The following is an 11,577-nucleotide window of genomic DNA, read 5'->3' as shown; positions in this document are numbered from 1 at the left end:
TCTTGGGTTCAGAGTTCAACCGGTTTGATGCACGTCAAGGCGGGGGATGCCCGCAACGGTTGCAATGGCGGCCTATCACGCAAGGAATGGAGCACACAATGAAAGCCATGGTGGATCTTTTTTCAACCGACTACGGCCTGTTCAGCATCGCCGGCATCATTTTCATGATCGGTATGGCGATCTGGTTTTACCGCTTTTTCATGCGAAAGATCTCTGAAGCCGAGCGCGCGCAGGGTTCCCAGCGCTGAGTTTTCGCGCATTTGAGCGCGACCCGTCACCAGGGCGCTGCTCCACACAGGGGCTGTCAGAATAAGGTCAGTGCTTGGCAGACATATCGTGCGTTTGCCAGTTTTGACTCCTTGTTGACTCCCTGTTTATGAACCCTCCAGATTCCCACGTCACTCGCGCGGCCTTGCTGGCGTCTTTTGACGAACTCCTGCAGCCTGCGTTGTTTCGCGACCATGGCCCCAACGGTCTGCAGGTGGAGGGGCGGGCTGAAGTTCGGAAACTGGTTTCCGGTGTCACCGCGAGTCTGGCCTTGATCGACGCGGCCATCGCGGAGAACGCCGATGCCATCCTGGTTCATCATGGTCTTTTCTGGCGAGGGCAGGATGGGCGGGTCACCGGATGGATGAAGCAACGTCTGTCGCGCCTGCTGGCACACGACATCAACTTGTTTGCGTACCATTTGCCGCTTGATGCCCACCCCACTCTGGGCAACAACGCGCAGTTGGCCCGACACCTGGGTATTGCGCTGCGCGAGGGTCCCGACCACCGGTTTGGTGAACAGTCTCTGGGCTTCCTGGGGCTGCGCTCCATGGCCTCTGCGTCAGCGCTGGCTGATCATGTCGCCTTGGCACTGGGTCGGCCGGTCACGCTGGTGGCTGAGCCGGACCGGCCCATCGAGTGCGTCGCCCTCTGCACCGGTGGCGCTCAAGGATATTTCGAATCCGCCATTGCGGCCGGCGCTGACGTGTTCATCACCGGCGAAATATCGGAACCACAAGCCCACTACGCCCGCGAATGCGGCGTGGCCTATATCGCCTGCGGGCACCATGCGTCCGAGCGTTACGGGGCACCGGCTGTGGCGGGACATGTCGCCACAGAGCTTGGTTTGCGGCATATTTTTATCGACATCCCCAATCCGGCCTGAGCCACGGTTACCGCATGAAATCATCAGAGCACCCGTCTCCCGCACCTCGCCGCCCTGTGTTGGTGACCATGGGTGATCCGGCGGGCATCGGACCTGAAATCATTGCGAAGGCCATGCGAGAGCGGCCAGAGCTGCAGCGTCAGCTGGTGGTGGCGGGCGACATGGCGACGCTGCAGCGCGCGGCGCTTGCAACCGATGCAAATGATGGTCCTGGGCAACTGGCTTTTGTCCGGATCCCTGACCTCGGGCACTGGGGCGGGGTTCCTGCTGACCATGTGGCCATCATCCAGACCTGCGAGTTGAAGCGGCCTGTGGCCTTGGGGCAGATTGACGCCCTGGCGGGAAGGGCCGCGGCCGATTGCATCCGGTTTGCTGCCGAAGCGGCGCTCAAAGGGGATGCCAGGGCGGTGGTGACCGCGCCCATCCACAAGGAGGCGCTGGCCGCGGCCGGGGTGGCACATCCTGGCCACACAGAGTTCCTGCAGGCGCTGGCCGCTGCGCACCTGGGCGTGTCCATCGACAACTTGCCGGTGCGCATGATGCTGAGCTGTCCCGGTTTGCGCACGGTGCTCGTGAGCATTCATGTTTCGCTGCGGCAGGCGCTGGATTTGGTGACGGTTGAGCGCATCTTGCAGACACTGCGGATCACGGACGCGCATTTCCGCCGGTGTGGCCTGCCGCTGGTGCGCATCGCCGTGGCGGGACTGAACCCGCACGCCGGCGAAGGCGGGCTGTTTGGGCGGGAGGAGCTGGACACCATTGCGCCGGCCGTGCAACAGGCGGTGCGAGAAGGTATGCAGGTCAGTGGGCCGCATGCGCCCGACACGGTGTTCATGCGAGCCCGGCAAGGTCATTTTGATGTGGTGGTGGCCATGTACCACGACCAGGGGCTCATTCCGGTGAAGCTGCTGGGGCTGGAGCACGGTGTGAACACCACACTGGGCTTGCCCTTTGTACGCACAAGCCCTGACCACGGTACCGCATTTGATCTGGCTGGAACCGGGCGTGCGAGTGCTGCCAGCCTGTTGGCCGCGATCGATGCCGCTCTGCAAATGACCGCTTCAACCCGCATATGAAAAAGGGAGGGAGCCGCGTCGACACGGTCCCCTCCCTGTGTGTATCCCGGCGGACGTCTATTTGCGCAGGCTGTCGCGGATCTCGCGCAGCAACACCACGTCTTCCGGCGTGGGTGCGGGCGCTGCTGGAGCGCCAGACTCATCGCGCTTCATTCGGTTGATTTGTTTGACCATCATGAAAATGATGAACGCCAGAATGAAAAAATTGATGGCGACGGTGATGAAGTTGCCGTAGGCCAGGGTGGGCACGCCCGCTTCCTTGAGTGCTGCCAGCGTGGGCGCAGTACCTTCAGGCACCGTACCCAGGGCGATGTAGAGGTTGGTGAAATCGAGGTTGCCGAAGACGGATCCCACGACCGGCATGATCACGTCTTCCACCAGCGAGCCGACGATCTTGCCAAACGCGCCACCAATGATCACACCAACCGCCAAGTCGATCACATTGCCCTTGACGGCAAACTCCTTGAATTCCTGCATCATGCCCATGCCTGTACCTCTGAAGGTGGTTGATCAAACCGTCTGGCCGTTTCCTGCTCCTGTCAAAGGCATTCTCTCATGGCGTTCGTGAATGCCGCCTTTCAGTCCCAACCCCTGATTCAGGTCAACTGCCAGTCGCTGTCACCACATCACAATACCCCGCGCAGTAACCTCGGCAGTCAAAAATGACCCTGTTGCGCTCCGGTACAATGCAGGGTTGCCCCCAGTATCTCCGTCAAGAACCGTCATTGAAAGATCCCCATGAGTGAAGCAACCGTTGATGCGACTGTGGACAACAGCCGCCGCACTTGGCTGATCACATCCTGCGCCATGGGTGGCGTGGGAGCAGCGGCCGTCGCAGTTCCTTTTGTGAGCACATTTCAGCCTTCTGAACGCGCCAAAGCGGCGGGGGCAGCGATCGAAGTGGATATCTCGGCGCTCCTGCCTGGCGAAAAGCGGGTGGTCGAATGGCGGGGCAAGCCCGTGTGGATCATGCGTCGCACGCCAGAGCAACTGGCTGCACTCGAAAAACAGGAAGACCAGCTGGCCGATCCGACTTCAGAGCGCAAAGCCTATCCGACGCCCGAATACGCCAAGAACCGCCATCGCTCGATCAAGCCCGAAATTCTGGTGGCCGTGGGCATTTGCACCCACCTCGGCTGCTCGCCAGGCGACAAGTTGACACCAGGCCCGCAGCCATCTTTGCCAGACGACTGGCAGGGTGGCTTCCTGTGTGCGTGTCACGGTTCCACATTTGATGTGGCGGGACGTGTTTTCAAGAACAAGCCCGCGCCGGACAACCTGGAGGTGCCGCCGCATTACTACCTGTCGGACACCACTTTGCTGGTGGGTGAAGAGAAAACCGCCTGAGCTGCAAAGCAGCGACCTGCAAGCAGACAACTGACCACAGAGGCATCCCATGGCTGAATTCAAAGAAATATCTCCCGACGCACCCCTGGTCCAGAAAACGATGAACTGGATCGACAACCGGTTCCCTCTGACCAAGCTCTTCAATGAGCACATGGCCGAGTACTACGCACCAAAAAACTTCAACTGGTGGTACATCTTCGGCTCGCTGGCCCTGCTGGTGCTGGTGATCCAGATCGTCACCGGCATCTTTCTGGTGATGCACTACAAGCCCGACGCCAACCTCGCGTTCGCCTCGGTCGAGTACATCATGCGCGACGTGCCCTGGGGCTGGTTGATCCGCTACATGCACTCCACGGGCGCGTCGGCGTTCTTCATCGTGGTCTATCTGCACATGTACCGCGGTCTGATCTATGGCTCGTACCGCAAGCCGCGTGAACTGGTCTGGGTATTCGGTTGCGCGATCTTCCTGGTGCTCATGGCTGAAGCTTTCATGGGTTACCTGCTGCCTTGGGGTCAGATGTCCTATTGGGGCGCTCAGGTGATCGTGAACCTGTTCTCGGCCATTCCCTTCGTCGGTCCTGACTTGGCCTTGCTGATCCGCGGTGACTTTGTGGTCGGTGATGCCACACTCAACCGCTTCTTCAGCTTCCACGTGATCGCCGTGCCGCTGGTGCTGCTGGGCCTGGTGGTGGCGCACATCATTGCGCTGCACGAAGTGGGCTCCAACAACCCGGACGGCGTAGAGATCAAGGGCCCCGGCGCACCGAGAGACGCCCAAGGCCATCCGGTCGACGGCATTCCCTTTCATCCCTATTACAGCGTGCACGACATCTTTGGCGTGTCGTTGTTCCTGATGGTGTTCTCGGCGATCGTGTTCTTCGCGCCCGAGTTCGGCGGCTACTTCCTGGAGTTCAACAACTTCATCCCGGCCGATCCGCTGGTGACGCCGCTGCACATTGCGCCGGTCTGGTACTTCACGCCGTTCTATTCGATGCTGCGTGCGATCACCAGTGAAATGATGTATGCCCTGATTGCCTGCGTGTTGCTGGGTGCGTTGCTGGGCGTGGCGAAAGCCAAACTCAGCCTGATCATGAAGGGCGCTGTGGTGGGAGGTGCCGTGGTGCTCGTGGCGCTGATGATGGCCATTGACGCCAAGTTCTGGGGTGTGGTCGCCATGGGTGGCGCCGTGATCATCCTGTTCTTCCTGCCTTGGCTGGACAACAGCCCCGTCAAGTCGATCCGCTACCGCCCGAACTGGAACAAGTGGTTGTATGCCGTGTTCGTCATCAACTTCCTGATCCTGGGCTACCTGGGTGTGCTGCCGCCGTCGCCGGTGGGTGAGCGCGTTTCGCAGGTCGGTACCCTGTTCTACTTTGGCTTCTTCCTGCTGATGCCCTGGTGGAGTCGGCTCGGCGAGTTCAAGCCGGTGCCGAGCCGCATCAACTTCAAGCCTCACTGAGACACACCAGCACAAGCGGAGAATCAAGCAAATGAAAAAAATCCTTCTGGGCTTTGCACTGGCTCTGGGGCTTTCGGCCAGCGCACTGGCTGCAGGCGGTTTTGGCGTGCCGATTGAAAAGGTGCCCAACCGAACCAACGACGTGGCCGCGCTTCAAAACGGCGCCAAGATCTTTGTCAACTACTGCCTGAGCTGCCATTCGGCGGCCTTCATGCGCTACAACCGACTGCGCGACATTGGCCTGACCGACAAACAGATCGCGGAGAACCTGACCTTCGCCACCGACAAGATCGGTGACACGATGAAGGCGTCGATCGATCCCCGCCAGGCGAAAGAGTGGTTTGGTGCCAATCCGCCCGACCTGACCGTGATCGCGCGCTCGCGTTCCGGTGCGGGTTATTCCGGTGCGGACTACCTCTACACCCTGCTGCGCAGCTATTACCGCGACGAAACCAAGCCCACTGGCTGGAACAACCTGGTGTTTCCGAACATCGGCATGCCCCATCCGCTGTGGGAGCTCCAGGGCGAGCGCAAGCCCGTCATGGAAAAGGTGACCAGCCATGGTCACGAAGTGGACGTCCTCAAGGGCTGGGAGCAGGGCAAAGAGGGCATCTTGAGCGCAGCTGAATACGATCAGAACGTGGGTGACCTGGTGGCCTACCTGCAATGGATGGGCGAACCAGCCCAAAATACCCGGGTGCGCTTGGGCGTCTGGGTGATGCTCTTTCTGGCGCTGTTCACCGTGGTGGCATGGCGTCTGAATGCCTCTTTCTGGAAAGACGTCAAGTAACTCACGCACCGCTTCAGGCTTCCGGTTTGATCCGAATGGCCTGAAAATCCACAGTGGTTGGCCTGCTGCCGCACACGAGCGGTCAGGTCGACCACTGTTTTTGCATTAAGGAGACTCCTCTATGATGGTTTTGTATTCGGGCACGACTTGTCCCTATTCCCACCGCTGCCGCTTTGTCCTGTTCGAGAAGGGCATGGATTTCGAGATCCGGGATGTAGACCTGTACAACAAGCCCGAAGACATCAGCGTCATGAACCCCTATGGCCAGGTGCCCATCCTGGTTGAGCGGGACCTGATTCTGTACGAATCGAACATCATCAATGAGTACATTGATGAACGCTTTCCTCACCCCCAGCTGATGCCCGGTGATCCCGTGGATCGGGCGCGCGTGCGGCTGTTCCTGCTGAACTTCGAAAAAGAGCTGTTTACCCATGTGTCTGTGCTCGAGAACCGCAGCACCAAAGGCAACGACAAGGCGCTGGAAAAGGCACGGGCTCACATCCGCGACCGCCTGACCCAGCTCGCACCGGTGTTCCTGAAGAACAAGTTCATGTTGGGTGACAACTTCTCGATGCTGGATGTAGCCATCGCCCCGTTGCTGTGGCGTCTGGACTTCTATGGCATTGAACTGAGCAAGAACGCAGCGCCGCTGCTCAAGTACTCGGAGCGCATTTTCTCGCGTCCGGCCTACATCGAGGCACTGACGCCTTCTGAAAAGGTCATGCGCAAGTGATGGGTTGTGGCGGCATTCGCCATGACCTGTTGTCGAGACAGACCTTCATACATTCATGAGTCTTCCTGATCAGGACATCCCTTCGACCCGTCCGTACCTTATCCGTGCTTTGCACGAGTGGTGTGTCGATAACGGGTTTTCACCGTACATCGCCGTGCAGGTGGACGCGTCTGTACAGGTGCCTATGGACTTTGTGAACAATGGCGAGATCGTCCTCAATGTGAGCTTCGATGCGACCAGTTCGCTGCAGCTGGGCAATGAGTTCATCGAGTTCAAAGCCCGGTTCGGGGGTGTGGCCCGGGAGATTGTGGTGCCCATTGATCACGTTGTTGCGATCTATGCACGGGAGAATGGGCAAGGCATGGCGTTTCCGGCGCCTGTTGCGGCTGGTCGTGTCGGCCTTGCCCCGTCGGATGTGGTGTTGGCACCTGTTCGATCCGAAGACCCCGAGCGGGCCAGTCTGCGTGCGGTGCCCAGTGAACCAACGGCAGAGGGCATGTCTGCATCGACAGATGAAACGCCTCCCCGTGGTCCGAACAAGGGCGGTGGGCGTCCAACGCTCAAACGGGTCAAGTAAAATTAAGAATTGAACATCCGCCGCTTTAGCTCAGTTGGTAGAGCACTCGCCTTGTAAGCGATAGGTCGTCTGTTCGAGTCAGACAAGCGGCACCATTCAATGGATGTCCGGATTTCGGAGTTGCAGGGCAGGGCGCCCTTCGTGGGCATGATTCAGCGTTGAGGTGCCTGTACCTTGATACGAATGTTGCTGATGCGTGCGCCTTGATGTGTGAGCGTCTGCTGCAGGGCCGGTAGCAACTGGCGCAGCTTGGTAGAGGCAGCCGCACTGCTGACCAGCATGCACCATTCGGTTTCATGAATGGGGCCGGCCTGAACCTGGCGCCGCAGCGCAGCCGGGATCAGGTGCTGGATCTGTTCCAGGCACCACTGGGATTCGCGAATCTGTTCGCGCAACGCAGCCAGCGTGGGTGCGGCACTGGCCGCTTGTTCCAGGCTGAACTGGGTCTGAAATCGGTGGTCGGGCATGGGGTATCTCGGGACTGACCCGTTACCGTCAGAAAGGTTTGAAACGTGCACATCATTATCACGGATGCTTGGCTTGCCAAGAGCCGGGCTCTGCACCTGAGCGGTGTCAGGCTGGTTGCCATGGGAGCGTTCGCGTCACTTTTGATGATGCTGGGCGCAGTGGCTGCGTACCATTGGGTCTTTCTCGAGGGTGTTCGCCAGGGTTGGCCCGGTTTTGGTCCTGTGGCGCGTCTGGTGTCGCAAGGCGAACTCGACTCCAAGGAGATCTACATGCGCGAGAACCTGGATGCAATGGCGCGCAAGCTTGGGGAGATGCAAGGCCGCATGGTTCAAATTGAATCTCTCGGGGAGCGTGTGGCTGGCCTTGCGGGCATCAATCCCCAGGAGTTCAAGCTTCCCGCGGGCTCTGGGGGAGCACTGGTGGGCAGTCGTGAATTGACTGTGGAAGAGCTGATGGGGGCCATGGAACAACTCGATCGCAACACCGGTTCGAGGGTCGATTGGCTGACGGTGGTGGAATCCCGCCTGTTTGATCAGAAGATCCTGCGCACCATGGTGCCCACCGAGGAGCCGGTGAAGCGGGGCCAGGTGGGTTCCCCCTTCGGTTTTCGCATCGATCCCATCACCGGGCGTTCGGCCATGCACACGGGGCTGGATTTTCCGGCCGACACGGGAACCCCCATCCTGGCTGCGGCAGGTGGGGTGGTGGTGGTACAGGAGGTTCACCCGGCCTACGGGAACATGGTGGAAATCGATCATGGCAACGACCTGATCACCCGTTATGCGCATTCCTCCAGGGTGCTCGTCAAGAAAGGCGATATCGTCAAACGGGGGCAGAAGATCGCTGAAGTTGGCTCTACGGGTCGATCGACCGGACCTCATCTGCACTTTGAGGTCTGGGTATCGGGGGTTGTGCAAGATCCCAGGCGCTTCCTGGATGCGGGTGAAAACCTCGCAGCGGTACAGCTGGCGCCGAGAGGTCCGCGCAAGCCCTGAAGGCGTCTTGGTGCGCCAGTTAAAATCCCCACTTTGCTCTTGAAAGAGCAGCATTCGCAGGCACATCTGGGCTTACCGCTTTTGTGCCGCATTCGCTGGCAAGAGCCCTCCGATTTCCTTTTGCCTGTCCGGCACGTGTTGACACGTTGACGGTGCAGGCCCGCATGTATGGCCACAAACATTCTCACCAAAATATTTGGTAGTCGCAACGACCGCTTGCTCAAGACCTACCGCAAAACGGTGGAGCGGATCAATGGCCTTGAACCGCAGTTCGAAAAACTCAGTGACGAAGACATCAAGGCCCAGACCGAAGTCTTCAAGCGCCGCATAGCGGATGGTGAGGCGTTGGAGTCGGTGTTGCCGGAGGCGTTTGCGTTGGTGCGTGAGGCCAGCAAGCGCGTGATGAAGATGCGTCACTTCGACGTGCAGCTGGTCGGTGGCCTGGCATTGCACCATGGCAAGGTGGCCGAAATGCGCACCGGTGAAGGCAAGACGCTGACCGCCACGCTGCCGGTGTACCTGAACGCGCTCACCGGCAAGGGGGTGCACGTGGTGACGGTCAACGACTACCTGGCCAGCCGAGATGCTCAGTGGATGGGAAAGCTTTACACCTTTCTCGGACTCACGGTGGGCATCAACCTGCCACAGGCGCCGCGCGAAGAGAAGCAGGCCGCTTACGGCGCCGACATCACCTACGGCACCAACAACGAATACGGGTTCGACTACCTGCGCGACAACATGGTCTACGAGGCCGGTGACCGCGTGCAAAGGGGCCTCAACTACGCCATCGTGGACGAGGTGGACTCGATCCTGATCGACGAAGCGCGTACGCCGCTGATCATCAGTGGCCAGGCGGAAGACCAGACCCAGGTGTACCAGGCCATCAAGCAACTGGTTCCGCACCTGACCCGCCAGGAAGGTGAGGCCGATCCACGCACCGGCGAGGGTGTGACCAAACCGGGTGACTTTACGGTGGATGAAAAGGCGCACTCGATCCACATGACCGAGCAAGGCCACGAGAATGCCGAGCGACTGCTGGGCCAGGCCGGTTTGTTGCCCGAAGGTGCTTCGCTTTACGATCCGTCCAACATCGCCCTGATGCACCACCTGGTGACCTCGCTCAAGGCGCACCACCTCTATCACCGCGACCAGCACTATGTGAATCAGGGTGGCGAGATCGTCATCGTGGACGAGTTCACCGGTCGCCTGATGTCGGGCCGCCGCTGGAGCGATGGCCTGCACCAGGCGGTGGAGGCGAAGGAGGGCGTGGCGATCCAGCCGGAAAACCAGACGCTGGCATCGATCACTTTCCAGAACTACTTCCGCCTGTACGGCAAGCTCTCGGGCATGACCGGCACGGCCGATACCGAAGCCTACGAATTCCAGGAAATCTACGGCCTGGAAACGGTGGTGATTCCGCCGAACCGGATCAGCAAACGCGTCGATCAGCTCGACCGCGTGTACAAGACGACGCATGAAAAATACGTCGCCGCCATCGAAGACATTCGCGAGTGCCACGAGCGTGGTCAGCCGGTGCTGGTGGGTACCTCGTCGATCGAAAACTCGGAAATCATCGCCGCGCTGCTGGTCAAAGAGAACCTGCCACACGAGGTGCTCAACGCCAAGCAGCACGCCCGCGAGGCCGACATCATCGTCCAGGCAGGCCGTCCTGGTGCCATCACCATCGCCACCAACATGGCGGGCCGAGGCACCGATATCGTGCTCGGTGGCAACCTGGAAAAGATGACAGCAGCCATCGAGGGCGACGAGTCGCTGGACGAAGCGACCAAGGCTTCGCGCGTCGAAGCCCTGCGCCAGCAGTGGCAGTTGGACCACGAGAAGGTCAAGGCGCTGGGTGGCCTTCGCATCATTGCCACCGAGCGCCACGAAAGCCGTCGCATCGACAACCAGCTGCGTGGCCGATCGGGCCGCCAGGGCGATCCGGGCTCATCGCGCTTTTACCTGAGCCTGGACGATTCGCTGATGCGGATCTTCGCCGGTGACAAGGTGCGCGCCATCATGGACCGCCTGAAGATGCCCGAGGGCGAGGCGATCGAAGCCGGTATCGTCACACGAAGCATTGAGAGCGCGCAGCGCAAGGTCGAGGCCCGCAACTTCGACATCCGCAAGCAGCTGCTCGAATACGACGACGTGTCGAACGACCAGCGTAAGGTGATCTACCAGCAGCGCAATGACATTCTGGACGCACAGAGTCTGCGCGCCCAGATTGACTCGTTGCGCGATGGCTGTTTCACCGACCTGGTGCGCGAATACGTGCCCGAAGGCAGTGTGGAAGAGCAGTGGGACCTGCCGGGCCTGGAGCGCATTTTGCGCGAACAGTGGGCGGTCGAAGCGCCTGTGGCTTCATGGGTGTCAGATGCAGAGTCCATCGATGCTGAAGAAATTGTCGAGCGTGTGCTGGTAGCAGCCAAAGGCGTGTTTGACCAGAAGGTCGGCATGGTGGGTGAGGAGAACTTCACCCAGTTTGAGCGCATGGTGCTGCTGCAGACCATCGACAGCCAATGGCGTGAACACCTGTCGGCGCTCGACTACCTGCGTCAGGGCATTCATTTGCGCGGCTACGCGCAGAAACAGCCCAAGCAGGAATACAAGCGCGAGGCCTTTGTGCTCTTTGGTCAGTTGCTCGACAGTGTGAAGAACGATGTCAGCCGCATTCTCATGAACGTGCGCGTGCAATCGGCGGAGCAGATTTCCGAAGAGACCGAGCTGATGGAGGCACGGGCCGAGCAGATTGCCAATGTGACCTACACCGCCCCCACCGAAACCGGCGAGGTTGAGAGCATTCGTGGCGTGAATGTTGCCAGCCCGATCGACAAAGCACAAGACCTGCCCCGTGTGGGGCGCAACGAACCCTGCCCCTGTGGCAGCGGGAAAAAATACAAACACTGTCACGGTCAATTGACCTGAGTTGGGCGGGCACACCGTTCCAGCTTCCGCTTTCACCCGACCGGCACCCAA

The 11,577-nt window shown here is 59.9% G+C and carries 12 protein-coding genes and 1 tRNA gene; 11 read left to right on the top strand and 2 right to left on the bottom strand.

Going from position 1 to position 11,577, the window contains the following annotated elements; translation table 11 throughout:
- The first annotated feature begins 98 nt into the window (after positions 1-98).
- The 3 genes from AC0GNO_RS09770 to pdxA all read left to right on the top strand — a co-directional run bounded on the left by AC0GNO_RS09770 (position 99) and on the right by pdxA (position 2,229).
- Entirely contained in the window at positions 99-248 is a 150-nt protein-coding gene (locus AC0GNO_RS09770) for a DUF3149 domain-containing protein (RefSeq protein ID WP_472889154.1), read from the top strand.
- 128 nt (positions 249-376) lie between these two features.
- Positions 377-1,153 (top strand): Nif3-like dinuclear metal center hexameric protein, encoded by a 777-nt coding sequence (locus AC0GNO_RS09765; protein WP_472889155.1) that lies wholly within the window; start codon positions 377-379, stop codon positions 1,151-1,153.
- A 14-nt stretch (positions 1,154-1,167) separates the two neighbouring features.
- The gene (gene pdxA, locus AC0GNO_RS09760) at positions 1,168-2,229 is read left to right on the top strand and encodes a 4-hydroxythreonine-4-phosphate dehydrogenase PdxA (RefSeq protein WP_472903867.1); all 1,062 of its coding nucleotides are present in this window, start codon (positions 1,168-1,170) and stop codon (positions 2,227-2,229) included.
- 57 nt (positions 2,230-2,286) lie between these two features.
- On the opposite strand, the gene mscL is transcribed toward pdxA, so the two are convergent.
- Entirely contained in the window at positions 2,287-2,715 is a 429-nt protein-coding gene (gene mscL, locus AC0GNO_RS09755) for a large conductance mechanosensitive channel protein MscL (protein WP_472889157.1), read from the bottom strand.
- A 252-nt stretch (positions 2,716-2,967) separates the two neighbouring features.
- On the opposite strand from mscL, the gene petA reads away from it, so the two are divergent.
- The 6 genes from petA (at position 2,968) to AC0GNO_RS09725 (ending at position 7,230) form a co-directional block, all read left to right on the top strand.
- Positions 2,968-3,576: a ubiquinol-cytochrome c reductase iron-sulfur subunit gene (gene petA / locus AC0GNO_RS09750; protein WP_472889158.1), complete on the top strand. Its 609-nt coding sequence runs from the start codon at positions 2,968-2,970 to the stop codon at positions 3,574-3,576.
- A gap of 49 nt (positions 3,577-3,625) precedes the next feature.
- The gene (locus AC0GNO_RS09745; RefSeq protein WP_472903866.1) at positions 3,626-5,035 is read left to right on the top strand and encodes a cytochrome b; all 1,410 of its coding nucleotides are present in this window, start codon (positions 3,626-3,628) and stop codon (positions 5,033-5,035) included.
- 31 nt (positions 5,036-5,066) lie between these two features.
- On the top strand, positions 5,067-5,825 hold the full coding sequence (locus AC0GNO_RS09740) for a cytochrome c1 (RefSeq protein WP_472903865.1): 759 nt from the start codon (positions 5,067-5,069) through the stop codon (positions 5,823-5,825).
- 121 nt (positions 5,826-5,946) lie between these two features.
- Entirely contained in the window at positions 5,947-6,558 is a 612-nt protein-coding gene (locus tag AC0GNO_RS09735; protein WP_472903864.1) for a glutathione S-transferase N-terminal domain-containing protein, read from the top strand.
- 55 nt (positions 6,559-6,613) lie between these two features.
- Positions 6,614-7,135 (top strand): ClpXP protease specificity-enhancing factor, encoded by a 522-nt coding sequence (locus AC0GNO_RS09730; RefSeq protein WP_472903863.1) that lies wholly within the window; start codon positions 6,614-6,616, stop codon positions 7,133-7,135.
- A 19-nt stretch (positions 7,136-7,154) separates the two neighbouring features.
- Positions 7,155-7,230 (top strand) — tRNA-Thr (locus tag AC0GNO_RS09725).
- A 57-nt stretch (positions 7,231-7,287) separates the two neighbouring features.
- On the opposite strand, the gene AC0GNO_RS09720 is transcribed toward AC0GNO_RS09725, so the two are convergent.
- Positions 7,288-7,602 carry a hypothetical protein gene (locus tag AC0GNO_RS09720; protein WP_472889162.1) on the bottom strand — a complete coding sequence of 105 codons (315 nt, stop codon included), beginning with the start codon at positions 7,600-7,602 and terminating at the stop codon, positions 7,288-7,290.
- A gap of 45 nt (positions 7,603-7,647) precedes the next feature.
- Here AC0GNO_RS09720 and AC0GNO_RS09715 point away from each other — a divergent pair, with 45 nt between their 5' ends.
- Both AC0GNO_RS09715 and secA read left to right on the top strand, forming a co-directional pair.
- Positions 7,648-8,598, top strand: coding sequence for a M23 family metallopeptidase (locus tag AC0GNO_RS09715; RefSeq protein ID WP_472903862.1), 951 nt, complete (start codon positions 7,648-7,650; stop codon positions 8,596-8,598).
- A 168-nt stretch (positions 8,599-8,766) separates the two neighbouring features.
- Complete coding sequence (gene secA, locus AC0GNO_RS09710; RefSeq protein WP_472889164.1) at positions 8,767-11,526, top strand: preprotein translocase subunit SecA; 2,760 nt, start codon at positions 8,767-8,769, stop codon at positions 11,524-11,526.
- Positions 11,527-11,577 lie beyond the last annotated feature (51 nt).

This window comes from Hydrogenophaga sp. L310 (assembly GCF_055703065.1).
Note: the sequence above shows the minus strand (reverse complement) of the source record. Positions and strands in the feature narration are given on the sequence as shown.

Bases quoted from the DNA above. Each gene is read 5' to 3' on its own strand.
- mscL (WP_472889157.1), bottom strand. From the start codon at position 2,715: ATGGGCATGATGCAGGAATTCAAGGAGTTTGCCGTCAAGGGCAATGTG.
- petA (WP_472889158.1), top strand. From the start codon at position 2,968: ATGAGTGAAGCAACCGTTGATGCGACTGTGGACAACAGCCGCCGCACT.
- AC0GNO_RS09730 (WP_472903863.1), top strand. From the start codon at position 6,614: ATGAGTCTTCCTGATCAGGACATCCCTTCGACCCGTCCGTACCTTATC.
- AC0GNO_RS09735 (WP_472903864.1), top strand. From the start codon at position 5,947: ATGATGGTTTTGTATTCGGGCACGACTTGTCCCTATTCCCACCGCTGC.
- AC0GNO_RS09720 (WP_472889162.1), bottom strand. From the start codon at position 7,602: ATGCCCGACCACCGATTTCAGACCCAGTTCAGCCTGGAACAAGCGGCC.
- AC0GNO_RS09745 (WP_472903866.1), top strand. From the start codon at position 3,626: ATGGCTGAATTCAAAGAAATATCTCCCGACGCACCCCTGGTCCAGAAA.
- secA (WP_472889164.1), top strand. From the start codon at position 8,767: ATGGCCACAAACATTCTCACCAAAATATTTGGTAGTCGCAACGACCGC.
- pdxA (WP_472903867.1), top strand. From the start codon at position 1,168: ATGAAATCATCAGAGCACCCGTCTCCCGCACCTCGCCGCCCTGTGTTG.
- AC0GNO_RS09765 (WP_472889155.1), top strand. From the start codon at position 377: ATGAACCCTCCAGATTCCCACGTCACTCGCGCGGCCTTGCTGGCGTCT.
- AC0GNO_RS09740 (WP_472903865.1), top strand. From the start codon at position 5,067: ATGAAAAAAATCCTTCTGGGCTTTGCACTGGCTCTGGGGCTTTCGGCC.
- AC0GNO_RS09770 (WP_472889154.1), top strand. From the start codon at position 99: ATGAAAGCCATGGTGGATCTTTTTTCAACCGACTACGGCCTGTTCAGC.